Origin of the sequence: Nocardioides conyzicola (assembly GCF_039543825.1) — a bacterium.
GTDB lineage: Bacteria > Actinomycetota > Actinomycetes > Propionibacteriales > Nocardioidaceae > Nocardioides > Nocardioides conyzicola.
In genome coordinates this window covers 424,421-447,905 of record NZ_BAABKM010000005.1, presented here as the reverse complement: position 1 = coordinate 447,905, position 23,485 = coordinate 424,421, and the positions used below count along the sequence as shown (strand labels likewise).

Sequence of the window (23,485 nt, the reverse complement as noted above, 5' to 3'; positions counted from 1 at the left end):
ATGGCCGAGCAGACGACCTCGTCGATCGTGATCGACGCAGCCCCCGCCGACATCATGGCGGTGATCGGTGACTTCGCCGCCTACCCCGAGTGGGCCAAGGGCGTGACGAAGGCCGAGGTCACCGTCGACGGCGACGACGGCTGGGCCGAGCAGGTGTTCTTCGCACTCGACGTGAGCCCGATCAAGGACGAGTACACGCTCGCCTACGAGTGGGACGGGTACGACGAGGTCACCTGGACCCTGGTCGAGGGCAAGATGCTGCGCGCGCTCGACGGCGCCTACACGCTCACCGACCGGGGCGACGGCAGCACCGAGGTGACCTACCGACTGGCGCTCGACGTCTCGATCCCGCTGATCGGCATGCTGAAGCGCAAGGGCGAGAAGATCCTGATCGACACCGCGCTCAAGGGTCTGAAGAAGCGCGTGGAGTCGCTCTGAGAATCCTCCTGCTCACCGGCAAGGGAGGGGTCGGGAAGTCCACTGTCGCTGCCGGTACGGCGGCACTCGCGGCCGCCGAGGGTCGCCGTACGTTGGTGCTGTCGACCGACGCCGCCCACTCGCTGGCGGACGCCTTCGGGTGCACACCGGGCTCCATCGGCGCGGAGCCGACCGAGGTCGCCGACCGGCTCTTCGTGCAGCAGGTCGACGCCCAGCTGCGCTTCGAGCAGTCCTGGGCCGACATCCAGCGCTACCTGCTCTCGATCCTCGACGTCGCGGGGCTGGACCCGGTGGCGGCCGAGGAGCTGACGGTCATCCCCGGCGCCGAGGAGGTGCTGGCGCTCCTGGAGCTGCGGCTGCAGGCGCTGTCGGGTGCCTGGGACGTGATCGTCGTCGACTGCGCGCCGACCGCCGAGACGCTCCGACTCTTGGCGCTCCCGGAGGCGCTCGGCTGGTACATGCAGCGGGTGCTGCCGGTGGAGCGGCGCGTGGTCAAGGCGCTGCGCCCGGTGCTCAGCCGCGCGGCCGGCGTACCGATGCCCGGAGACTCGGTCTTCGACGCGCTCGAGCGGCTGCACGCCGAGCTCGAGGAGGTCCGCGCGCTGCTCAGCGGCCCGGACGCCAGCGTGCGGATCGTGCTCACCCCGGAGAACGTGGTGCTGGCGGAGGCGCGGCGCGCGTACACGACGCTGTCGCTCTTCGGCTACCGCGTGGACGGGGTCGTCGCCAACCGGATCTTCCCGGCCGAGGGCGCCGACGACTGGCGCGCGGGCTGGGTGGTCGCCCAGGACGAGGTGCTCGAGCGGGTGGCGGAGTCGTTCGCCGGGCTGCCGATCTGGCGCTCGCCGTACCGCCCCCGCGAGCCCGTCGGGGTGGACGCGCTGACCGCGCTCGCCCGCGAGGTGTACGACGGCGCCGACCCGTTGGCGACGTCGAAGGCGCGGGGTCCGTTCCGGATCAGCAGCGGCGAGCACGGTGCCGTGCTACGGCTCTCGCTGCCGCTGGTGTCACGCGCCGAGGTCGATCTGGCGCGCAATGGCGACGATCTGGTCGTGACCGTGGGATCGTATCGTCGACTGATCACGCTCCCCTCCGGTCTGGCGCGCTATCGCATCGCCGGGGCCCGGGTGGAGCAGGGGGAACTGCAGGTGCGGTTCGTCGAGGACCCCGTGGACGAGGCTGGAAGGTGACATGAGCGGGGACACGAACGAGCCGGGCCACGCGCCGGACGTCGGCACGGTGGCCGAGGAGGCCGTCAAGCTGCTGGGCGCCTTGTCCGACTGGGCCAAGGACGCCACGCCCGACCTCGAGGGCCATCTGGCCACGGGTGCACCGGAGTGCACCTACTGCCCGATCTGCCGGACCGTGCACCTGGTGCGCGACCTGCGCCCCGAGGTGAAGGAACAGCTCGCCCTGGCGGCGACCGGAGCGCTCCAGGCCCTCGCCGGCCTGCTCTCGGCCGCGTCGCCGGACGGCCGGACCGCCCCTGGCGGCGTCGAGCACATCGACCTGGACGACACCGGTGACTGGCCGGACGAGCCCGACGTACAGACTGATCCCGAGGAGGGAGACCGATGAGCCTGGCCTGTGGGATCGATGTCGGCGGCACCAAGATCGCCGGTGGCGTGGTCGACGAGAACGGCACCATCGTCGAGGAGCTGCGCGTCGAGTCGCCGGCGACGGACGCGGAGGCGATCGAGGAGGCCATCGCCGGCCTCGTCTCGCAGCTGCGCTCGCGTCACGACATCGCGACCGTGGGCGTCGGCGCGGCCGGGTACGTCGACAAGGCCCGCGCCGTCGTGCTCTTTGCCCCCAACGTCGCCTGGCGCAACGAGGACCTCAAGGGCGAGCTCGAGAAGCGCGTCGACCTGCCCGTGGTCATCGAGAACGACGCCAACGCCGCGGCCTGGGGCGAGTTCGTCTACGGCGCCGGCCACGACGCCGACGACCTGCTGCTCGTCACGGTCGGCACCGGTGTCGGGGGAGGGCTCGTCCTCGACGGCGAGGTCTACCGCGGCGCCAACGGCGTCGGCGCCGAGATCGGCCACATGCGGGTCGTGCCCAACGGGATCCTGTGCGGCTGCGGCAAGCACGGCTGCTTCGAGCAGTACGCCAGCGGCTCCGCCCTCGTGCGCGAGGCCCGCTCGCTCGCCATGAGCGGCGCGATGATCGCCCGCGGCATGCTCGAGCGCGCCGGCGGTGACCTCAACAAGATCACCGGCCCCCTCATCACCGAGGCGGCACAGCACGGCGACGAGGGCGCCCGCCAGCAGCTCGCCGAGCTCGGCCGCTGGCTCGGCGAGGGCATCGCGTCCCTCACCGAGATCCTCGACCCGGGCGTCGTGGTCATCGGCGGCGGCGTGAGCGAGGCGGGGGACCTGCTCCTCGAGCCCACCCGCACCGCCTTCGCCGGCCAGCTCGTGGGCCGTGGCTTCCGCCCGATCCCCGAGATCCGCAAGGCCCGCCTCGGCAACAAGGCCGGTCTCATCGGCGCCGCAGACCTCTCCCGCCGCTGACGCTCAGTGGAAGTGAAGGTAGTGCGGTCACCGCGGGCTGCGGGTCCGCTGGGGTTGTTCGCCGATAGGCAGCTACGACGGGTACGGCGGTCGCGGGTCGGCGTCGCTGCCCGGCTTTGCGGGTCCTCGGTGGTCGAGCAGCGAGCGCCAGCGAGCGTCGTCGAGACCCCCGCAGCGTAGGCAGCGCGATGTGCGATGGCTGCGGGTCGACTCGGGTCGGTCGCCGATAGGCAGCTACGCCGGGTGAGGCGGTCTTGGGTCGGCGTCGCTGCCCGGCTTTTCGGCTTCCCCGGTGGTCGAGCAGCGAGCGCCAGCGAGCGTCGTCGAGACCTCCGCAGCGTAGGCGGGGCGATGTGCGATGGCTGCGGGTCCGTGCGGGTCGGTCGCCGATAGGCAGCTACGCCGGGTACGGCGGGCAGGTGGGTTGCGGTCGCTGCCCGGCTTTGCGGCTTGCCTCGGTGGTCGAGCAGCGAGCGCCAGCGAGCGTCGTCGAGACCCCCGCAGCGTGGGCAGGGCGATGTGCGTTGGCTGCGGGTCGACTCGGGTTGGTCGCCGATAGGCAGCTACGACGGGTACGGCGGGCAGCGGGTTGCGATCCGCGGCCGGGTTTCCGGCCGCCGGCAATCACCCCACCGGCGGCCGCGAAAAACCCGCGGAAATACTTCTGGAAATTGTCCACATCCCGGTCAAAACAAGGGTTTTCAGGGTCTGAATGTCGGTGGCCAGTGCTTGGCTAGACCTATGAGCGAAGGCCAGGACACCACCCGATCCGGGGAGTCGTACGACTCCCCGGACCAGGTGCTGGCCGCGCTCCACGACCGCCATCTCGTCGGCAACCAGGTCGAGATCGACAAGCTGGAGCTGGCCGTTGCGTGGGCGGTCATGAACCCCACCGACACCCTGGACGACGCCGCCACCGTGGACGGCACCCAGGGCGAGCTCGCGGTCGCCGGACCGGGGGCACCGTTGGTGGCGGAGTTCTGCGTCGGTGACCTCGCCCTCGCGTTGGGGATGTCGACCGACGCTGGCAGGACGTACCTCGGTGACGCGGTCGAGATCCGCTACCGCCTCCCGAAGATCTGGGCCGCCGTCACGTCGGGTCGGGTGCAGGTGTGGAAGGCCCGCAAGATCGCCCAGGCCACCAAGCCGCTCTGTCGGGCGGGTGCCGGCTACGTGGACGCCCACCTCGCGCATCACATCGGGCGGTGCTCGTTCGCGCAGATCGACCGGGCCGTCGAGGACGCGATCCGCCGGTTCGACCCCCAGCTGGCGGAGAAGCGGCGCCGGGAGGCCGCCGACGAGAGGTGCCTGGATGTGGACCTGGACCAGGTGTCCTTCAACGGCACTGTCCACGTCGACGGGGAGCTCGACCTGGCGGATGCGATCGACTTCAACGACGCGATCGCCGCCGGCGCCAAAGAGCTCGCCGACCTCGGCTCCACCGAGTCGCTCAACGTCCGCCGGTCGATGGCCGCCGGAGCGCTCGCCCGCCGGGAGCTGACCCTCGACCTAGGCACCCAGGATGAACCGCGGCCTCAGCGCAAGCGGGAGCTGGTGATCTACGTCCACCTCTCCGAGGCAGGAGTCGCCGGTGTCGAGAACACTCGGTCGTCGGTGTCCGTGGAGCAGGTGAAGGGCTGGTGCGCCGGCACCAACACCCGGGTCACGATCCGTCCGGTCATCGACCTCAACGAGCACCTGTCGACGGACGCCTACCGACCGACCGAGGCGATGCGGGAGCAGGCGGTGCTGACCAACGCGACCTGCGTGTTCCCGCACTGCACGAGACCAGCACGGCCGGCCGACCTGGACCATCTCGAGAACTTCGACGGCACCAACACCGAGTCCCCCAACCTCGCGCCCCTGTGCCGGGGTCACCACCGCTACAAGACCCACGGCGGCTGGACCGTCACCCGCACCAGCCCGACCACGTTCACCTGGACCACCCCGTACGGGTACTCCTACACCTGGGACACCACGCACACCCGACATACCCACTGAAACCACCCCGCCGGCACCGCCGACGGGGTGATTCGCACGTCCTGAGGGAACCGGGAGGATGGCCCAGGTGCTCGTTAGGGGTAGGAGAGCACCTGACGAAGGACGATCGTGAAGCCAGACGAGGACGACTACCGGGCATTCGTGGATGCCCGCTACGCGCGCCTGGTGCGCGCGGCGATCCTGTTCGGCTGCGGTGACCAGGATGCCGAGGACGCGGTGCAGGAGGCGTTGATCCGGTGCTACGCCGCGTGGGGCCGGGTGTCGGCCGCGGACGACCGGGACGCCTACGTCTACCGGGTGCTGGTCAACGGCATCGGCCGCAGCAGGCGCCGCAAGTGGCGCGGGGAGATTCCCTACCAGGACCTGCCCGAGCCTCCGCCGACGGGCGACCCGGCGACCGAGGTGTCGCTGAGCCACAGCATCCGGTCGTCGCTCGGGCGGCTCGGTCACGAGCAGCGCCAGGTGCTGGTGCTGCGCTACTTCGCCGACCTGACCGAGGCCCAGATCGCGAGCGTGCTCGGGATCGCGCCCGGCACGGTCAAGAGCCGGGCGTCGAGGGCCATCGCCGCGCTCTCCGAGGACACGTCACTGCGTGACCTCATCACGCGAGCACACGAGGAGAAGTGATGATCGACGAACACCAGGTTGCCGAGCTGCTGCGAGCGGCGACCGACGACATCGCCGTACCGGTGGCGCCTGCGCGGGATCTCGCCGCCGCGGGCAACCGTCGACGCCATCGTCGCTGGGGCGTCGCGGGCCTCGCGACGGCCGCGGTCGTGGCGGCCACCGCAGCAGTGGTGCCGGTAGTCCTCAGCTCCGAGGGGTCTGGAGGGACAGACCCCACGACGACCGCGCCCGGCGCATCGTGCGTGGACCCGGTCCCGAACCGGGTCATACCGGAGTGGGCGCGGTCGGGGTTCTCGGACCCTCGCCCGCGCATGCCGTACGTGCTGGGCGACGACGGCGCGATCGTCGCGATCCTCTTCGCGGACCCGCTGGCGAGTCCGCCCGCGGCCGACCACAACAACAAGATCCTGTGGGTCTCCCGCGACGACAAGAGCTCGACGCTCCACATCACCGCGACGCTCGCGGACGGCTCGGACACCACGACCCGGGTGGTCGACGGTGGACCCGGTCCCTCCATCATCGACCTGCCGAAGGCAGGGTGCTGGCACCTGGCACTGCGGTGGGGCGACAGCACGGACACCCTCGACCTGGCGTACGTCGCTCCCTGACCTGCGTGTCGGCCGTTCGGTCAGACCTCGTGGTCGGATCGGACCCTTTCGGGCCGCAGGTGATGTGCCGGGCACGGCTCTGTCACTAGCGTCCGGTCACCCGTGGAAGGGAGACCGGTGTCCGGGAGACCGCGTTGCCTGCACCGACGGACGGCCCGCGACCAGCGGGGCGCCGTCGCCGTCGAGGCTGCCCTCGTGCTGCCGATCCTGATGGCCGTCATCTTCGGCATCGTGGAGATCACGCTGCTGGTGAAGGACGACGTCGCGATCACGTCGGCGACCCGTCAGGGGGCGCGGGTGGCGTCGGCGGCGGCCGATGCCGGACCGGGCACCTGTCCGTCGGGAGCTGGGGCGCCCGTGTGCACGCCGACGAGCACCCCGGCGTTCGCGCAGGCGGCGGCCGACGCGATCCAGCACGCGGGTCAGTCGATGCCGCAGGACCTGATCAAGTACATCCTGATCTACAAGGCGAACAAGAAGGGCTTCCCCGGGGGCGAGTCGACGACCACGATGCCGACCTCATGCTCGGGGATCACCGCCTGCGTGATGTTCAAGTGGTGGGCTCCGTCCGACTCGTTCCGCTACGACAGCGGCACCTGGGACTCCGCGTCCGTCAACGCGTGCGTCAACGAGGGCGACACGCTCGGGATCTACCTCCGGGCCACCCACAAGTTCTCGACCGGCTTCCTCGGCGACGGCGCCAGCCTGGAGGACCGCGCGGTGATGAAGTTCGAGCCGCTGGACCCCGACTCCTGCAAGCCGGGGACGGTGACCCCGCACCCATGAGCACCCAGCGACGAAGCAGCCGGCGCGACGACGAGCGCGGCCTGGCGGCGGTCCTCGTGGCCGTGGTGATCTCGGCGACCTTCTTCGCGCTGTGCGCCGTGTCGGTGGACCTGGCCCGGATGTACCTCGAGGCGGAGCGCGTGCAGAAGGCGGCCGACGCCGCCGCGCTCGCCGGGGTCACCTGGATGCCGCAGGACCTCAACGAGGCGACCAAGGCCGCGGTCGAGGTCTCCGGCCGCAACGGCTTCCCCAACACCGGTACGACGACCGTGTCGGTCGCCCCGGGACGCCAGCCCACCCAGCTCGACGTGAAGGTCTCGAGCAAGATCGACAACATCTTCGCCAAGTACCTCGGGATCGGCAGCTCCACGGTCACTCGGCACGCGGTCGCGGACTACACCGGCCCGCAGCCGATGGGCAGCCCCTGCAACACCATGGGCGACGAGCCCCCGGGCACGGCCAACGCCGGACCGGCCGGCTCGCAGCTCGCCGTACCGTCAGGCGCCTCGTGCACCTCGACGCCCGACTTCTGGATGAACATGAACGGCCCCGACGTCGCGAAGGGCAACGGTGACGAGTACGCCGTGCGCGGGTGCGGCTCGGCCTCGGAGTGGGCCTGCACCTCGGGGCTGGTCAACACCGAGTTCCGGCCCGAGGGCTACTTCCTGCTGGTACGGGTGCTGCCGGCCGCGGTCGCCAAGCCGATCACCCTCCAGCTCTACGACCCGGCGTCCGTCCACACCGGCGACTACTGCGAGAAGGGCGTCTACGGGCCGCTCACCAACAACATGAACATCTACGCACCGGACGCCACGACGCGCTACCTGATGAACACCGGCGGCTCGCCCAACGAGTTCTGCACGGGCGACATGCAGGCCAACACGAGCCAGCCCGCGACGGTCACGTCGTTCGGCCTGCGCGGGCCCTCGGACGACCACAACCCGCTGAACGCGACCCCGTTGGCGGGCTGCACGCGGCAGTACAAGGGCTGGTACTACGTCGACAAGGACGAGGGCAAGGACAGCCGGGGCAACCAGAAGCCGAACCTCGACGGCTTCATGGCGAAGTACCTCGACAAGACCAACGCGGCGTACGACTCCCAGCTCGCCCAGGTGTTCCACCAGTGGCGGACGCTGTGCACGTTCACGCCGACGCAGGCCGGCGACTACTACCTGCAGGTGCGCACCAACGTGAAGCTCGGCGGCACCACGAGCGGCGACGGCAGCTACGTCCCACCCGACGCGGCGACCAGCGCGATGTTCAAGCAGGGGGAGGCCGACGACACGTCCGTGCACGGTGGGAGCAGCAACCGCTTCGCGGTCCGGGTGTACGGCACGACGCCCACGATCTCGCAGGCGGTCTCGGTGGCGTCGTACGGGCGGATGCCGATCTTCGCCAACAGCGACGCGGCCAGCTCGACCTTCAACCTGATCCGGGTGCTCCCGGGCGCCGCGGGCAAGACCGTCGTCTTCAAGTTCTTCGACGTCGGCGACGCGCCGGGCAACACCGGCGGCACGGTCACCGTGCTGGCGCCGACCGACGTGATCGGCTCGCCGATCAAGAACTGCACCGGCACCGGCTTCAAGACGGTCACGCTGCCGAACTGCTCGATCTCCGGGGTGAGCAACTCGGCCAACCCCAGCTGGAACGCGCAGTCGGAGACCATCAACATCCCGATCCCGACGGACTACTCCTGCAACTACCTGAGCTCGGGCGGGTGCTGGTTCCGGGTGCGCGTGTCGTTCACCTCGGCGGTCAACGACACGACGACATGGACGGCTGCGGTCAACGGAGACCCGGTGCGTCTGATCGAATAGCCCGGTGCCCCTCTTCATCGGTGTCGACATCGGCGGGACCAAGGTCCTGGCCGCCGCGGTCTCCTCGGCCGGCCGGGTGCTGCGCACCGCCACGCGTACGACGCCGGGCCGCCGCGTCGAGGCCCGCCTGGTCGAGGACGCGCTGACCGAGGCGGTGCAGGAGATCGCGGGCGTACGACGGGTCGGCGCGATCGGCATCGCCGCCGCCGGCTTCGTGGACGCCCAGGGGGAGCGGGTCCGCTTCGCGCCGCACCTGCCCTGGCAGGACGAGGGGGTGCGGGCGCGGCTGGCCGAGCGCTGGAGCGCCCCGGTCGTGCTCGACAACGACGCCAACTGCGCCGCGCGCGCCGAGCTCACGTACGGCGCGGTCGGCGACGCGGAGAGCGCGGTCGTGGTCACTCTCGGCACCGGCATCGGCGGCGCGCTGATCCTCGACGGCGAGGTGCTGCGCGGCTACAACGGGATGGCCGGGGAGTTCGGCCACAACCAGGTCGTGCCCGGTGGGCGGCCCTGTGAGTGCGGCGGCACGGGCTGCTGGGAGCAGTACTGCAGCGGCAACGCCCTCACCCGCTTCGTCCGCGACCAGGGCGTCGAGGACCTGGCCGGGCCGGCGATCACCGCAGCCGCGGCGGCGGGGGACCCGGTCGCGCTGGCGGCGTTCGCGGAGGTCGGCGAGTGGCTCGGGGTCGGCGTCGCCAACCTGGTCGCGTCGTTCGACCCCCAGATCGTGGTGATCGGCGGCGGGCTGTCGGCCGCCGGCGACCTGCTGCTCGAACCGGCTCGACACGCGCTGCGCGAGTCGCTGGTCGGCGCCGCGCACCGCACCGTCCCCCCGGTCGTCCGGGCCGCCCTCGGCCCGGAGGCGGGGGCGGTCGGGGCGGCCGACCTCGCCCGTCAGCGGTTCAGGAGCGCCGGTACTCGGGCACGAGCTCGACTGCGAGCTGCTCGAGAAACAGCCCGACGTCCGTGACGATGCCGCGGGCCTGCGAGGACCCGCGGTCGGCGAGCTTGGTGACGGTCGCGGGGTTGATGTCGACGCACACCAGCGGGATCGAGGCCGGCAGGATGTTGCCGGTGGCGACCGAGTGCAGCATGGTCGCGACCATCAGGCAGAAGCCGACGCCGTCGAGCTCGGCCCGCATCGCCCGCTGCCCGTCGATCACGTCGGTGTAGACGTCGGGGAGCGGGCCGTCGTCGCGGACCGACCCGACCAGCACGAACGTCTTCCCCTGGGTGACCAGCGCGTGCATGATGCCGCCGGTCAGCACGCCGGACGCCACGGCGTCGCGGATCGAGCCCTCCTTGCGGATCGTGTTGATCGCCCGGATGTGGTGCTCGTGCCCGTGCTCGACGCCCCGGCCCATGGCCAGGTCGACGCCGAGGCTGGTGCCGTAGAGCGAGGACTCGATGTCGTGGGTGGCCAGCGCGTTGCCGGCGAACAGCACGTCGACGTACCCGGACTTGACCATCGCGACCATCGCCGGCGCGGCGCCGGTGTGGACGACCCCGGGGCCACCGACCCACAGCACCTTCTTGCCGGCCGCCTTCGCCTCGCGCATGCCGTCGGCGACCTGGCGCACCAGCACCGCCTGGGGCTTCTCGGAGGAGACCTCCGACTCCATGAAGCCGAACGCCTCGGCGCTGGCGTCGGGCGTCGGGACGGTGACGCGTACGCCGTCGGCGCCGGTGATCACGAGCATGCCGGTGCGCACGTCGGACATCGGCAGGGTGTAGACCCGCACCGGCTTGCCGTCGGCGTCCCGCTCGAGGATCAGGCCGCAGTCCATCTCGGGGTTGCCGACCTCGAGCCAGGTGCCGTCGACGCGGACCCGGGTCTCCAGGTTGGTGGTCGAGTAGAAGTGGTCGGGGAACACCCCGTCCCGGTCGGCCTCGGCGACGCTCGCCACGCCCGGGTCGACCTGGTTGACCCCGCGGGTCTGCAGCCGCATCAGCAGCCGCTGCAGGGCCTCGTCGTCCTCGGCGATCACGGTGATCACCGCGTGCGACGGGTCATCGGTCTCCCGGCCGACGTCGAAGCGGTCGATCGTGTAGTCGCCGGCGTACTCCCGGATGTCGTCCAGGACCCGCGACAGGATGCCGTGGTCCATCAGGTGGCCGGTGATCTCGACGGTCTCGTGGGCACTCACGCGTGCACACTAACGCCCGGGATCGGTGGGTCAGACCTGGGCGCCGTCGTCGAAGGGGTCGCGGGGCTCGCGCGACATGTGCAGCACCAGGTAGAGGAACCCGCCGACGAACCCGATGACCAGCAGGTAGCCCAGCCAGGCGGGGATCGAGACCGAGAGGATCAGGCACACCAGCAGCACGACAGGCGAGCCGAACACGCCGGCCCAGGCGAGGCCTCGGTCCGGTGCCACCGTCGGCAGCGGCGGCGGCTCGGGCGGGATGAAGCCGTCGACCTCGTCGACGTCATCGGGGAGGTCGTCGACTTCGTCGGCCGGAGCGATGAACGCCCGCGGGTCGCCGAAACGCCCGGCGAAGGGGGCGTCGGAGACGGGTCCGACCGGGGGAGACGGGGGCGCCGTCGGCGGCGGGTCGTCGAGCTCGACGCGGTCACCGTAGTTGTCGATGATCGCCTGCCACGCTCGCTCGTCGGCCGAGATCGCGGCGTCCGCCTCGGGCCCGAGGTCGAACTCGTCGTCGTGGGGATGCTCAGGCACACCACGAGCGTATGCCCCACCGGGTGAAACCGCTCCTAGGAGGCCGAAGTCACCCGCGCGATGAAGTCGGCCGACCCGGCGAAGATCTGCTCGGCGTCGTTGTCGAGGGTCGCGACGTGGTAACTGTTCGCGAGGGGTACGACGGTGACGTCCCGCGACGAGATGCCGCTGGTGATCAGCGGCTGGGACGCCTCGTCGACGACGTGGTCCTCGGTCGAGCGGAAGTAGAGCACCGGGACCGTGATCTTCGGCAGGTCGGCGATGATCACCGGCCACGCCTGCATGAAGGAGTGGATCGCCTTGAGCGGCGTCTTGGTGTAGCCGTGCTCCTCGACGCCCTCCTTCTTGATGTCGTTGGCGATGCCGGGGAACGAGCCGACCAGGTGCTTGAGCACCGGCAGCAGCTTGACGTCGAGCCGCTTGCTGGCGACGGCCGGGTTGACCACGACCACGCCGGCGATATCGGGGCGGTCCTCGGCCAGGCGGAGCGCGAGCGCGCCTCCCATCGAGAGCCCGCCGACGACGACGGCGTCGTTCTCGGCGACCAGCTTGTCGAGGGACTTCGTGACCTCGGCGTACCAGTCCTCCCACCGCAGGGTGTTGAGCTCCTGCCAGGTGGTGCCGTGTCCGGGCAGGCGGGGGATCTCCACGGCGTACCCCAACGCCTCGAGGTGCTGCCCCCACGGCGTCATCGACGCCGGCTGTCCGGTGAAGCCGTGGCTCAGGAGCACGCCGATGCGCCGGCCGCCGGTCAGGTCCGGCTGGGCGGGGGCGGAGTGCGGCGAGGCGAGCGGGTGGATCGTCATGGCGGAAGTGTGCACCACCCGAGCCGCGCACGGCATGCCCTAGGCTGCGACCCGACGGACTCTCGTCTGGTGCGGAGGTAGCGGTGTTCTACTGGTTCCTGAAGTGGATCGCACTCGGGCCCTGGCTCAAGCTGGTCTTCCGACCGCGCGTCACGGGTGCCGACAACGTCCCCGTCGAAGGCCCCGCGATCCTCGCCAGCAACCACCTCTCGTACGCCGACTGGCTCTTCATGCCGCTCACGCTGCAGCGTCGGGTGACCTTCGTGGCGAAGGCGGAGTACTTCACGACGCCGGGCCTCAAGGGCTGGCTCCAGAAGAGCTTCTTCTCCGGCTCCGGCCAGGTGCCGATCGACCGGTCCGGGGGCAACGCCTCCGAGGGGGCGATCATCTCCGCGAAGCGCCTGCTGGCCGACGGGGAGCTGTTCGGGATCTACCCCGAGGGCACCCGGTCGCACGACGGCAAGCTCTACCGCGGCAAGGTCGGCGTCGCCCGCCTCGCGCTCGAGTCGAAGGTGCCCGTGATCCCGGTCGCCGTGGTCGGCACCGACGTCGTCGCCCCGCCGGGCAAGACCTTCGGGCGGTTCACCCGGCCGGTAGTCCGCTTCGGCAAGCCCCTGGACTTCTCGCGCTACGAGGGCCTCGAGAACGACCGCTACATCCTGCGCTCGATCACCGACGAGATCATGTACGAGATCATGCGCCTGTCCGGCCAGGAGTACGTCGACATGTACGCCACCCGCGCCAAGGAGCTGTCCAAGTCCGAGAAGGACGGCGACCAGGGCGGCGAGTCGAAGCTCGCGTCGTGACCATCCACGACACCCATCCGTTCGCGGACCCCGATCCCGACCCGGTACGCCGTCTCCGCGGCCGGCTCGGCGGCGCGGTGGCGCTCGTGACCGCGGGTGACGACGCGGGGCGCGCCGGGCTGACCGTCTCGTCGCTCATGGTCGCCCACGGGGAGCCCGCCCACGTGCTGCTCCTGGTCGATCCCGACAGTGACCTGGCCGACGTCGTCGCCCGCACCGGGCGTGCGATCGTCCAGCTGCTGACCTGGCCCCAGCGCGACCTGGCCGAGGCGTTCGCGGGCACCGCACCGGCGCCCGGCGGGCCGTGGCGGATGGCGTCGTTCGTGGACAGCCTGTGGGGACCCCGCCTGGCGGACGCGACCACCTGGGCGGCGGTCTCCCTGGAGTCGGCCGTGGACATCGGCTGGTCGACCCTGCTGACCTGCGTCGTGCAGGAGCTCACGGTCGGCGACGACGAGGCCCCCCTGGTGCACCGGCGGGGTCGGTACGTGAGGCCGGCGGGCTGATGGCCGCCGACGTGCCCACGGATCTGCTGAGCATCGCCGACGAGCTCTACGGCTTGCCGCTGCCGGAGTTCACCCCCGCTCGGGACGCCCGGGCGAAGGCGCTCAAGGGCACGCCGCTCGCCGCGCAGGTGAAGGCGCTGCGCAAGCCGTCGACGGCGGCCTGGGTGGTCAACCTGCTGGTCCGCCGCGACACCGAGCAGGTCGAGCAGGTCCTCACCGTCGGCGCCGCGCTGCGCGAGGCCCAGGCCGCGATGTCGGCCGAGGAGCTCCGGGCGCTGAGCCGCCAGCGCCGCCAGCTGACCGCAGCGGTCACCACCGGCGCCCGGCGGATCGCCCGCGAGGAGGGCACCAAGGTCACCCAGGCCGTCGCCGACCAGGTCGAGGCCACGCTCACCGCCGCGATGGTCGACGAGCGCTGCGGCCTGGCCCTGCGCAGCGGCATGCTGACCGCCGCGCTCGCCAGCACCGGCCTGGACCCGGCCGACGTCGAGGCGGCGGTCGCCGTGCCCGACGCGCTGGGCTTCGCCGCCCCGTCGCGGGACGCCGAGCCACCCGCCCGGCCCGACCTGCGCGTCGTACCCGACCCCGAGGCCGACACCAAGGCGCTCGCCGCCGCCACCGAGGCCCTCGAGGAGGCCGAGGCCGCGGTCGAGGAGGCTGCCGCCGCGCACGGCGAGACGACCTCCGCGGTCGAGGAGCTCGAGGCCCGCAGCCTGCAGCTCCAGGCCGAGATCGCCGAGCTCCGGAGCAAGATCGACGAGCTCGAGTCGTCGGCCGAGGAGACCGACGACGAGCTCTCCGAGGCCGAGGACGCCCGCGCCGAGACGGAGTCCGAGCTCGCCGCCGCCACCCGCGCGCGTGATGCCGCGGCGGCTGCTCTGGCCAAGCTGAGGGGATAGCCACGGGCGAGTTGGTCGTGCGGACCGCCGGCAGACAGCCATCTCGTCCGTGGGTATGCCGCCGTGCCTACTCAGCCCACCCCTTCGCCAGCTCGACGGCCCGGGACCAGCGGGCATGGGCGGCGTCGGCCGTCGCCCGGTCCGACGAGGGCTCGAAGCGGCGGTCGAGGCTCCAGGTGTGGCGGAGGTCGTCAGTGGACTCCCACACGCCGACGCCCAGACCGGCGAAGAACGCGGCACCGAGGCCGGTGGTCTCGACGACCTTCGGTCGTTCGACGGGTACGCCGACGGCGTCGGCCTGCAGCTGGCACAGCAGGTCGTTGGCGGCGGCCCCGCCGTCCACCCGCAGCGACGAGAGCTGCGGCATCACGTCGAGTACGTCGCGCACCTCGAAGGCGATCGCCTCCAGCGTCGCGCGCACGATGTGCGCCCGGGTGGTGCCGCGGGTGAGGCCGACGATCAGGCCGCGCGCCTGCGGGTCCCAGTGCGGGGCGCCGAGCCCGGTCAGGGCCGGCACGAAGACCACGCCGCCGCTGTCCGCGACGGCCGACGCGACGGCCTGGCTCTCCTTGGCCGAGCCGACGATCTGGATGCCGTCGCGCAGCCACTGCACGGCCGCGCCGGTCACGAAGATCGACCCCTCGGACGCGTAGGTGATGTCGCCGTCGGGCGACTTCCAGGCCGCCGAAGCGAGCAGCGCGTCGGAGCGCTGGATGGTCGATCCGGTGTTGGTGAGCACGAACGACCCGGTGCCGTAGGTGCACTTCGAGTCACCCTCGTCGAAGCAGGTCTGCCCGAAGAGCGCCGACTGCTGGTCGCCGGCCAGACCGGAGATCGGCACGGAGAGGCCGAGGAACGACCTCGGGTCGGTGACGGCGATCTCGCCCCAGTTGGGGACCAGCTCGGGCAGCGCGTCGCGGGGCACGCCGAAGAGCTCGCACAGCTCGTCGGACCAGTCGCCCGTCTCCAGGTCGAGGAGCAGCGTGCGGGACGCGTTGGAGACGTCGGTGACGTGGTAGGTGCCGCGCGTCATCCGGGCGATCAGGTAGGAGTCGACCGTGCCGATCGCGTAGCGACCCGACTCGACCAGCGCCCAGGTGTGCGGCTCGTTCTGGGCGAGCCACATCAGCTTGGTGCCGGAGAAGTACGGGTCCAGCCGCAGCCCGGTGAGCTCGCGCACCCGGTCCTCGTGGCCGTCGTCGCGCAGGCCGGTGCACAGGTCCGCCGTACGCCGGTCCTGCCAGACGATCGCCCGGCGTGGGGAGCCGAGGGTCTCCCGGTCCCAGAGCATCACGGTCTCGCGCTGGTTGGTGATGCCGATCGCCCGGATCTCCTCCATATCGGTCTGGTCGAGGGCCTCCCGGGTGGCCTGGAGGGTCGCCTGCCAGATCTCCTCGGGGGAGTGCTCGACCCAGCCCGGCTTGGGGAAGTGCTGCGCGAACTCCTCGTAGCCGCGTGCCGAGATCACGCCGTCGTGCTCGACCACCAGGGCCGTCACGCCGGTGGTGCCGGCGTCGATCGCGAGGACGCTCATATGTCTGCCTCGGTTATGTCTGCCTCGGTGTCGCGGATGATCTCGAGGATGCGCACGTCGATCCAGGAGCTGTCGGCGGCGACGCGCATCTCGTAGTTCTCGGTGCCGACCCACGCGGCGAAGTCGCGGTGGCCTCCGGCCCGGGCGAGGCCCTCGAGCTCCTCGAGCAGCTCGGCGGTGACCGGCACCTTCTCCTCCTCCGTCGAGGCGGTCAGGTAGAGGTCGCTGAGCGCCAGGAGCCGGGCGAGCTCGGTGACCGGGTCGGGGTGGTCGTCGACCCGCAGGTCGACCGCGATGTCGTCGAGCCCGTCGTACCCCGCCTCGTCCTTCACCACCAGCAGCGCGGCGGCCTGACGCCCGCGGGAGTCGCCCCCCGCGGCGTCGCCGGCCGTGAGCGCCTCGAGCAGCCGGTGCGCGAGAGGCGCCTCGGGCGAGGAGTCCAGCCACGCCGCCTCCATCGCCTCGACGACCTCGGACCCGGTGAGGATGTTGCCCTGGATGGCGTAGCCGTCCCCGATGACGCTGCCCGCCCAGTCCAGGCAGGCCTCCCCGGTGTGGCTGGCCGCGTTGCCGTCGACGTCGACGATGCCGACCTGGCGGTGGTCACGCCCCTCGTCCTCCTCGAGCAGCCGCTGCAGCGCCACCGCCGCGGTGGCGCCGTCGTCGAGGTGGGAGAGGGCCAGGCCCTTGTAGGCCACGTTGGCGCTGGCCTGGGTCGCGATGGCGCCGACCCCGGCGACGGCGGCGGGTACGGCGGACCCCACGGCCAGGAACTTGGAGGCGACGGCGACGCCCCAGGACTCACCATCCGCGGAGCGGGCCACGATCGAGAACGTCATGGCGCGACATTAGCGACAACCACCCGGAGAGCCTTTAGTCTTTGAAGGGCCAAAGGGATGCCCGATCACGCTCGAACCAGGAAGAAGCACCGACACATGACCGTCCGCCGCGTCGCCCTCCTCACCGCAGGCGGCCTCGCCCCCTGCCTCTCCTCGGCGGTCGGCGCCCTCATCGAGCGCTATACGCTGCTCGACCCGGAGATCGAGATCATCGCCTACCTCAACGGGTACGCCGGTCTCCTCGGCGGCGAGCACGTCACGGTGACCCCGGAGGACCGCGAGCGGGCGCACCTCCTCCACGCGTTCGGCGGCAGCCCGATCGGCAACAGCCGGGTCAAGCTCACCAACGTGAAGGACTGCGTCAAGCGCGGGCTCGTGGCGGAGGGGCAGGACCCCCTCCACGTCGCCGCCGAGCGGCTCACCACGGACGGCGTCGACGTGCTGCACACGATCGGCGGCGACGACACGAACACGACCGCGGCCGACCTCGCGGCGTACCTGCACGAGAACGGGTACGAGCTGACCGTCGTCGGCCTGCCCAAGACGATCGACAACGACGTCGTGCCGATCCGGCAGTCGCTGGGGGCGTGGACGGCCGCCGAGCAGGGGGCGCTCTTCGCCCGCAACGTCATCGCCGAGCACTCGTCCAACCCGCGGATGCTGATCGTCCACGAGGTGATGGGTCGGCACTGCGGCTGGCTGACGGCCGCGACCGCCGCGAAGTACCGCGAGTGGCTCGACGCCCAGGAGTTCTCCGGCTTCGGCGACAACACCCGGCGCAGCTGGGAGATCCATGGCGTCTACGTCCCCGAGGCCGACTTCGACGTCGCCGCGGAGGCCGAGCGCCTCAAGGCGGTCATGGACGAGACCGGCTGCGTCAACGTCTTCCTCTCCGAGGGCGCCGGCGTCTCGACGATCGTCGAGGAGATGCTCGCCCGTGGCGAGGAGCCCAAGCGCGACGCCTTCGGGCACGTCAAGCTCGACACCGTCAACCCGGGCTCGTGGTTCGCCAAGCAGTTCGCCGGCATGGTGGGCGCCGAGAAGACCATGGTGCAGAAGAGCGGCTACTTCTCCCGGTCCGCACCGGCCAACGCCGAGGACCTGGCCCTGATCCGGGCGTGCGCCGACCTCGCTGCCGACGCTGCGCTGCGCGGCGAGAGCGGGGTCGTCGGTCACGACGAGGAGGCCGGTGACGTGCTCCGGGTCTGCGAGTTCTCCCGGATCAAGGGCGGCAAGGCGTTCGACCCGTCCGTCCCGTGGTTCCGCGAGCTGCTGCACGAGATCGGTCAGCCGCAGCACTAGCAGGGGACGACGCTGACGGACCAGACTGGCCGTCATGCGCGTCGGAGTGCTCACTGGAGGCGGGGACTGCCCCGGACTGAACGCCGTCATCAGGGCGGTGGTGCGCAAGGGAGTCAAGAGCCACGGCTTCGAGTTCGTCGGCTACCGCGACGGCTGGCGCGGCCCGCTCGAGGGCGTGACGATGGAGCTCGGCATCGAGCAGTGCCGCGGCATCCTGCCGCGTGGCGGCACCATCCTCGGCTCCTCGCGGACCAACCCGTTCAAGCTCGAGAACGGCGTGGAGCGGATCAAGGAGAACCTCGCCCGCGACGGCGTCGACGCCCTGGTCGCGATCGGGGGCGAGGACACCCTCGGGGTCGCCACCAGGCTCGCCGAGCTCGGGGTCGACGTCGTGGGCGTCCCGAAGACCATCGACAACGACCTGTCCGGCACCGACTTCACGTTCGGCTTCGACACGGCCGTCAACATCGCGACCGAGGCGATCGACCGGCTGCACACCACCGCCGAGTCCCACCACCGGGTCCTCGTCGTCGAGGTGATGGGCCGGCACGCCGGCTGGATCGCGCTGCACTCCGGCATCGCCGGCGGCGCCAACATCGTGCTGATCCCCGAGCAGCCCTTCGACATCGAGGAGGTCTGCCGCCTGATCGAGAGCCGGTTCGAGTCGCGCTACGCCCCGATCATGGTCGTCTCCGAGGGCGCGGTCCCGCGCGAGGGCGGCGACATGACGCTGGTGTCCGGCGACGTCGACGACTTCGGCCACGTCCGCCTCGGCGGCATCGGCGACCGGATCGCCGCCGAGATCGAGAAGCGCACCGGCAAGGAGGCCCGGGCCGTCGTGCTCGGCCACGTCCAGCGCGGCGGCACGCCGACCGCGTTCGACCGCTGGCTCGCGACCCGCTTCGGGCTGCAGGCGATCGACGCGGTCGCCGAGGGCGACTTCGGGACGATGATGGCGCTGCGCGGCACCACCATCGCCCGGGTGCCGCTCGCCGAGGGCACCGCTCAGCTCAAGCTGGTCAGCGAGGCGGAGTACGCCGAGGCGCAGGTCTTCTTCGGGTAGTCGCGACGGAACCGACTCCCGACTCCCTGCGTAAGGGTGGGTGTGACGACACACGACGAGGACTTCGACGAGTTCGCCGCAGCTGCATGGCCGCGGCTGCGCCGCTCGGCGTACCTCCTCACCGGTGACCACCACCTCGCCGAGGACCTCGCCCAGACGGCGCTGGCCCGCACCTACGCGAGCTGGCGGCGGGTCCGCCGGTCCGACGCGCTCGCCTACGCCCGCAAGGTCCTGGTCAACGCCAACATCGACCGGCTGCGGCGCCGACGGCTCTCCGAGTTCGGCGGCCCGGGGGCCGACGGGCTGATCGACGGGTGGCCGACCGGCACCGCCGGACCGGAGATCGCCGACGAGCGCGACGAGATCGTGCGTCTGCTGGCGGGGCTGACCGAGCGCGAGCGCCGGGTCGTCGTGCTGCGCCACTACTTCGACCTGTCCGAGGCCGAGGTCGCCCGCGAGCTGCGGATCGCGCCGGGCACCGTCAAGAGCGCCCTGTCGCGGGGGCTCCGCAAGCTGCGCGTCACCGCCGACGCCGCCACGTTCGTCCAGGAGGGCCTCCGATGAGCACACGCACGATCGACCAGCTCGAGCACGAGCTGCACGGCGACGACCACGTCGGGCCGGGTGGACCCGACCTGAGCGCCATCCGGGCCGCCGGAAGGCGGCGTCGTCACCGGTCGGCGCTGGTCGCCGGCGGCGGCGTGCTCGCGTCCGCCGTCGCCCTCGGCCTGGTGCTGAGCGGGTCCTTCGGGCCGGGCATCGGTGCCGTCGACCCGCCGCCGGCCGGCCACCCGCACCAGCTCTCACCGGTCGCTGAGCGCGCCCTGACCGAGATCCCCGGCGCCGTGCAGGTGTCGGACTGGCAGGTCGTGATCCCCGCTCCGGACGCGCCGCGGCCGCTCGGCTCCCGGGTCGGGCACCGGGACCGCATCGTCGCCGCGGTCCCGCTCGGCACCGCGACGTACGCCGAGGTCGGCGATTACCCGCCCTCGGCCTTTCCCGCGTGGCTCAACGCTGGAGCCACCTCCGGCGTCGTCGTCGAGTCCGGTGACGCCGAGCTCGCGTGCGTGGCCGAGCGCCGCAACTTCCCGGTCTGCTCGCCGGCCGTGCTGTCCGACGAGCGCGGCACGCGCTACTACGAGGGCGCCATGGCCTTCGCGGACTTCACCGATCCCGGCGCAGGGATGGGCGTCTTCACCTTCGACGACTACTCGACCGGCGCGGCCGGCCAGCTCGTGGTGGCCGGGCTCCACGGCACCGACGTCGCCTCTGTCGAGCTGGTCAGCACGACCGGCGAGACCGTCGCCGGCCACGTCGAGGCGGGCACGGTCGTGGCGCACCAGACGCTGCTGTGGGGACGGGTGCCCGGCACGGTCGCCCGCGTGATCGCGTACGACGAAGCGGGCGACGTCCTCGAGGACCACCACGTCGAGGCGTGCGACGACCGTCCGCGGTGCGAGGTCCGCTGACGCTCGACGTCCGCCCCTCTGGTTAGAGGGGTCCGGGTGGGGGCAGGCTGGCGCCATGACGACCCAGACCGCCGATCCCGACGTCAATGGTCCGACCCCCGACCTCAAGCGGGTCCTCGGCCCCAAGCTGCTGCTGCTCTTCATCGTCGGTGACGTCCTCGGCGCCGGCATCTACGCCGTCACCGGCGAGATGGCGCTCGAGGTCGGCGGGGTCGTGTGGGTGCCGTTCCTGGTCGCCTTCGCGGTCGCGACGCTCACGGCGTTCTCCTACCTGGAGCTGGTGACGAAGTACCCGCAGGCCGCGGGTGCCGCGCTCTACACGCACAAGGCGTTCGGCATCCACTTCGTCACGTTCCTGGTCGCGTTCGCGGTGGTCTGCTCCGGCATCACCAGCGCCTCGACGTCGTCCAACCTGCTGGCGACCAACCTGCTCACCGGTCTCGACGGGCTGGGGTGGCACGTCTCGCAGGGCAACACCGCGATCACCGTCGTGGCGATGGCGTTCATGGTGCTGCTCGCGGGGATCAACCTGCGCGGGGTGGGCGAGAGCGTGAAGTTCAACGTCGTGCTCACCCTCATCGAGATGTCCGCCCTGGTCATCGTGATCGGCATCGGCTTCTACGTGATGGCCAAGGGCGACGCCGACATGGGCCGCATCGTCGTCTTCGACTCGGGCTCGGACCGCGGGCTCTTCCTCGCCGTCACCGTCGCGACCGCGATCGCGTTCTTCGCGATGGTCGGCTTCGAGGACTCGGTCAACATGGTCGAGGAGACGCAGGACCCGGTGAAGATCTTCCCGAAGGTGATGCTCACCGGTCTCGGCATCGCGGTGATCTTCTACGTGCTCGTCGCGATCTCGGTGATCGCCGTGATCCCCGAGGGCCAGATCGAGTCGGTGGTCGCCGACGAGGGCAAGGTGCTGCTGTCGGTCGTCGAGATCGGCGCACCGGGCCTGCCGATCGGCAAGGTGTTCCCCTTCCTCACCGTCATCGCGGTCGCCAACACCGCGCTGCTCAACATGCTGATGGCCAGCCGCCTGCTCTACGGCCTGGCCCACCAGGACGTGCTGCCGCGGACGCTGGGCAAGGTGCTGCCGGGCCGGCGCACGCCGTACGCCGGGATCGCGTTCTCGACCGTCCTCGCGCTCGGCCTGATCGTCGTGGTGACCTTCTTCGCCGACACCTCGGTGATCAGCGCGCTGTCCGGGACCACCGCGCTGCTGCTGCTCTGCGTGTTCTCCGTCGTCAACATCGCGTGCGTGGTGCTGCGCCGCGACCCCGCCGCCAAGGGCGGCTTCTCCGCACCGAGCTGGACCCCGTTCGTCGGTGCGGCGGCCTGCCTCTTCCTGGCCGGCCCCTGGGCGCGCGACCGCGACGACTGGATCCAGTACCAGGTCGCGGGCGGGCTGCTGGGCCTCGGCATCCTGCTGTGGGCGTGCACCTGGCTGACCAACCGCGGCATCCGGGCGCAGAAGACCGGCTTCCGCGACATCGAGCACCTCGAGGACTGAGCTACTTCACGTAGCGGGACACGGACGGGCCGGCGGCGTTGCCCGGAGCCTTCGCGACGGAGACGAACAGCTCCCACGTGCCCGGCCGCAGAGGTGCGGTCAGCCGGTAGTCGCCGTGCCTCGAGAGCCGGCCGCGGTCGATGGTCCGACTGCGTCCGATGTCCCACGTGATGCGCCGGAGATGGAGGGCGACCGGCGTCCCGGGGTGCCGCGGCGTGGCGGTGCCGGTCACGAGGACGCGCCGCCCGTGGTTCGTCCGGTGGGCGTGGATGGTCAGGTAGGTCGCCACGGCGAGCGCCGTCGGGTCACTGACGCTCGCGGGGAAGCCGCGGGCCGGGTTGCCGGCGTAGCGGCACCGGTAGTCGGTGTTGCGCGTCGGGCGGTCCCGCACCGCCACCTGCCCGTACTGGTCTGTGGCCCCGGCCCCGATTCGTCTGAAGGCTCCTGAACCGTGCGGTCTCGCCTCGACGACGAGGCGCTCGCCCTCGATCGTCAGCGGCAGGCCGTGCGAGGTGCTGTCGTTCAGGGTGCAGTTCACGCCACGCCACGCGACACCGGTGGCCCACCAGTTCCCCGGGCTCCCGGCATGGACTGAGGGGTACTCGAAGTCGTAGGTCGTGACGTCGCCGGCTGCGCCGAACGACAGCGCATCGACGTGGACCGATCGGCCGGAGTCGCTGCAGTCCCCGAACCACAGGTAGACGTCGAGCGGTCCGTCGCCGAGTCCGTCCCCGGCGCCGTCGGCGTGGAAGGCGTACCAGCCGGTGGTGCTGTCGTGGGTCCCGATGATGCTGTGGTGCGGACCTCCCGAGCCGAGCTGCACGCTCAGGAACCGCGTGTCGTAGCTCGCGACCCCGAGGGTCGCGAGCTGGTCGGCCGACGCGAGATGGATCTCCAGTCCGCCGAGGGTTCCTGGCTCGGGCTGGATGACCAGGCTCTTCGATCCGAGAGGGGCCGACGGCATCTCGACGGAGAGCCAAGCCGTCGCAGGCTCCGGCGCGCCGGACGGACGCCCTTGGTCGTCGCACGCGGCCTGGACCGCGTGCATGGACGACGGCAGGTCGACGGAGGCGACGACGACCGAGTCGGCCCGAGCCGGGGAGACGCTGAGGGTCAGGAGCACCAGGAGCGCCGTCGCGGCCACCGAGATCTGTCGCACGGCGCGATCGTAGGTCGAGGTCGACCGGTCACCGGCTCGCCCGGCGCGCTGTTCACGAGGTGTTCACCGCGTCTCGCGCCCACCCGCCGAGTCGGTCGAGGACGCCCCGCGCCGTACG

General features: G+C 71.4%; 24 protein-coding genes. 18 read left to right on the top strand and 6 right to left on the bottom strand.

Going from position 1 to position 23,485, the window contains the following annotated elements; translation table 11 throughout:
- From ABEA34_RS23835 to ABEA34_RS23790, 10 genes are all read left to right on the top strand, one after another.
- On the top strand, positions 1-438 hold the full coding sequence (locus ABEA34_RS23835; RefSeq protein WP_345524262.1) for an SRPBCC family protein: 438 nt from the start codon (positions 1-3) through the stop codon (positions 436-438).
- Positions 435-1,628, top strand: coding sequence for an ArsA family ATPase (locus tag ABEA34_RS23830; protein WP_345524330.1), 1,194 nt, complete (start codon positions 435-437; stop codon positions 1,626-1,628). The genes ABEA34_RS23835 and ABEA34_RS23830 overlap by 4 nt, the downstream gene beginning before the upstream one ends.
- Before the next feature lies 1 nt (position 1,629).
- Entirely contained in the window at positions 1,630-2,016 is a 387-nt protein-coding gene (locus ABEA34_RS23825) for a hypothetical protein (protein ID WP_345524261.1), read from the top strand.
- A complete protein-coding gene (locus ABEA34_RS23820) occupies positions 2,013-2,954 on the top strand; it encodes an ROK family glucokinase (RefSeq protein WP_345524260.1) in 942 nt (313 codons plus the stop codon). Before ABEA34_RS23825 ends, ABEA34_RS23820 begins: the two co-directional genes overlap by 4 nt.
- A 741-nt stretch (positions 2,955-3,695) precedes the next feature.
- Positions 3,696-4,955 (top strand): HNH endonuclease signature motif containing protein, encoded by a 1,260-nt coding sequence (locus ABEA34_RS23815; protein ID WP_345524259.1) that lies wholly within the window; start codon positions 3,696-3,698, stop codon positions 4,953-4,955.
- A 108-nt stretch (positions 4,956-5,063) separates the two neighbouring features.
- A complete protein-coding gene (locus tag ABEA34_RS23810; RefSeq protein WP_345524257.1) occupies positions 5,064-5,582 on the top strand; it encodes a SigE family RNA polymerase sigma factor in 519 nt (172 codons plus the stop codon).
- Complete coding sequence (locus tag ABEA34_RS23805; RefSeq protein WP_345524256.1) at positions 5,582-6,190, top strand: hypothetical protein; 609 nt, start codon at positions 5,582-5,584, stop codon at positions 6,188-6,190. Before ABEA34_RS23810 ends, ABEA34_RS23805 begins: the two co-directional genes overlap by 1 nt.
- A gap of 117 nt (positions 6,191-6,307) precedes the next feature.
- On the top strand, positions 6,308-6,976 hold the full coding sequence (locus ABEA34_RS23800) for a TadE/TadG family type IV pilus assembly protein (protein ID WP_345524255.1): 669 nt from the start codon (positions 6,308-6,310) through the stop codon (positions 6,974-6,976).
- On the top strand, positions 6,973-8,793 hold the full coding sequence (locus ABEA34_RS23795) for a pilus assembly protein TadG-related protein (protein ID WP_345524254.1): 1,821 nt from the start codon (positions 6,973-6,975) through the stop codon (positions 8,791-8,793). The genes ABEA34_RS23800 and ABEA34_RS23795 overlap by 4 nt, the downstream gene beginning before the upstream one ends.
- A 4-nt stretch (positions 8,794-8,797) precedes the next feature.
- Positions 8,798-9,763, top strand: coding sequence for an ROK family protein (locus ABEA34_RS23790; RefSeq protein WP_345524253.1), 966 nt, complete (start codon positions 8,798-8,800; stop codon positions 9,761-9,763).
- On the opposite strand, the gene ABEA34_RS23785 is transcribed toward ABEA34_RS23790, so the two are convergent.
- Genes ABEA34_RS23785 through ABEA34_RS23775 form a run of 3 tightly spaced genes read right to left on the bottom strand, consistent with a single transcriptional unit; the run spans position 9,696 to position 12,280 of the window.
- Entirely contained in the window at positions 9,696-10,940 is a 1,245-nt protein-coding gene (locus ABEA34_RS23785) for an ornithine cyclodeaminase, nickel-pincer nucleotide-dependent (RefSeq protein ID WP_345524252.1), read from the bottom strand. The genes ABEA34_RS23790 and ABEA34_RS23785 overlap by 68 nt on opposite strands.
- Before the next feature lie 30 nt (positions 10,941-10,970).
- Positions 10,971-11,474, bottom strand: coding sequence for an NADH dehydrogenase subunit 6 (locus ABEA34_RS23780; protein ID WP_345524251.1), 504 nt, complete (start codon positions 11,472-11,474; stop codon positions 10,971-10,973).
- 35 nt (positions 11,475-11,509) lie between these two features.
- A complete protein-coding gene (locus ABEA34_RS23775) occupies positions 11,510-12,280 on the bottom strand; it encodes an alpha/beta hydrolase (protein ID WP_345524250.1) in 771 nt (256 codons plus the stop codon).
- Positions 12,281-12,363: 83 nt separating this feature from the next.
- Here ABEA34_RS23775 and ABEA34_RS23770 point away from each other — a divergent pair, with 83 nt between their 5' ends.
- From ABEA34_RS23770 to ABEA34_RS23760, 3 genes are read left to right on the top strand one after another with little or no spacing between them, the layout of a single operon-like run.
- The gene (locus tag ABEA34_RS23770; RefSeq protein WP_345524249.1) at positions 12,364-13,086 is read left to right on the top strand and encodes a lysophospholipid acyltransferase family protein; all 723 of its coding nucleotides are present in this window, start codon (positions 12,364-12,366) and stop codon (positions 13,084-13,086) included.
- Positions 13,083-13,592 carry a flavin reductase family protein gene (locus tag ABEA34_RS23765; protein ID WP_345524248.1) on the top strand — a complete coding sequence of 170 codons (510 nt, stop codon included), beginning with the start codon at positions 13,083-13,085 and terminating at the stop codon, positions 13,590-13,592. The genes ABEA34_RS23770 and ABEA34_RS23765 overlap by 4 nt, the downstream gene beginning before the upstream one ends.
- Complete coding sequence (locus ABEA34_RS23760) at positions 13,592-14,491, top strand: hypothetical protein (RefSeq protein ID WP_345524247.1); 900 nt, start codon at positions 13,592-13,594, stop codon at positions 14,489-14,491. Before ABEA34_RS23765 ends, ABEA34_RS23760 begins: the two co-directional genes overlap by 1 nt.
- Positions 14,492-14,558: 67 nt before the next feature.
- Here the strand turns inward: ABEA34_RS23760 and glpK are convergent, their stop codons facing one another.
- Complete coding sequence (gene glpK / locus ABEA34_RS23755) at positions 14,559-16,025, bottom strand: glycerol kinase GlpK (protein WP_345524246.1); 1,467 nt, start codon at positions 16,023-16,025, stop codon at positions 14,559-14,561.
- A complete protein-coding gene (locus tag ABEA34_RS23750; RefSeq protein WP_345524245.1) occupies positions 16,022-16,864 on the bottom strand; it encodes a DUF1028 domain-containing protein in 843 nt (280 codons plus the stop codon). The genes glpK and ABEA34_RS23750 overlap by 4 nt, the downstream gene beginning before the upstream one ends.
- A gap of 96 nt (positions 16,865-16,960) precedes the next feature.
- Here ABEA34_RS23750 and ABEA34_RS23745 point away from each other — a divergent pair, with 96 nt between their 5' ends.
- Genes ABEA34_RS23745 through ABEA34_RS23725 form a run of 5 tightly spaced genes read left to right on the top strand, consistent with a single transcriptional unit; the run spans position 16,961 to position 22,208 of the window.
- Positions 16,961-18,166 carry a pyrophosphate--fructose-6-phosphate 1-phosphotransferase gene (locus tag ABEA34_RS23745; protein WP_345524244.1) on the top strand — a complete coding sequence of 402 codons (1,206 nt, stop codon included), beginning with the start codon at positions 16,961-16,963 and terminating at the stop codon, positions 18,164-18,166.
- A gap of 34 nt (positions 18,167-18,200) precedes the next feature.
- A complete protein-coding gene (locus ABEA34_RS23740; protein WP_345524243.1) occupies positions 18,201-19,229 on the top strand; it encodes a 6-phosphofructokinase in 1,029 nt (342 codons plus the stop codon).
- 42 nt (positions 19,230-19,271) lie between these two features.
- Positions 19,272-19,793, top strand: coding sequence for a SigE family RNA polymerase sigma factor (locus ABEA34_RS23735; RefSeq protein WP_345524242.1), 522 nt, complete (start codon positions 19,272-19,274; stop codon positions 19,791-19,793).
- A complete protein-coding gene (locus ABEA34_RS23730) occupies positions 19,790-20,698 on the top strand; it encodes a hypothetical protein (RefSeq protein ID WP_345524240.1) in 909 nt (302 codons plus the stop codon). Before ABEA34_RS23735 ends, ABEA34_RS23730 begins: the two co-directional genes overlap by 4 nt.
- A gap of 55 nt (positions 20,699-20,753) precedes the next feature.
- Positions 20,754-22,208: an APC family permease gene (locus ABEA34_RS23725; protein ID WP_345524238.1), complete on the top strand. Its 1,455-nt coding sequence runs from the start codon at positions 20,754-20,756 to the stop codon at positions 22,206-22,208.
- Position 22,209: 1 nt separating this feature from the next.
- Here ABEA34_RS23725 and ABEA34_RS23720 read toward each other — a convergent pair whose 3' ends face one another.
- Positions 22,210-23,367, bottom strand: a complete 1,158-nt coding sequence (locus tag ABEA34_RS23720) for a hypothetical protein (protein ID WP_345524237.1) — start codon at positions 23,365-23,367, stop codon at positions 22,210-22,212.
- Positions 23,368-23,485 lie beyond the last annotated feature (118 nt).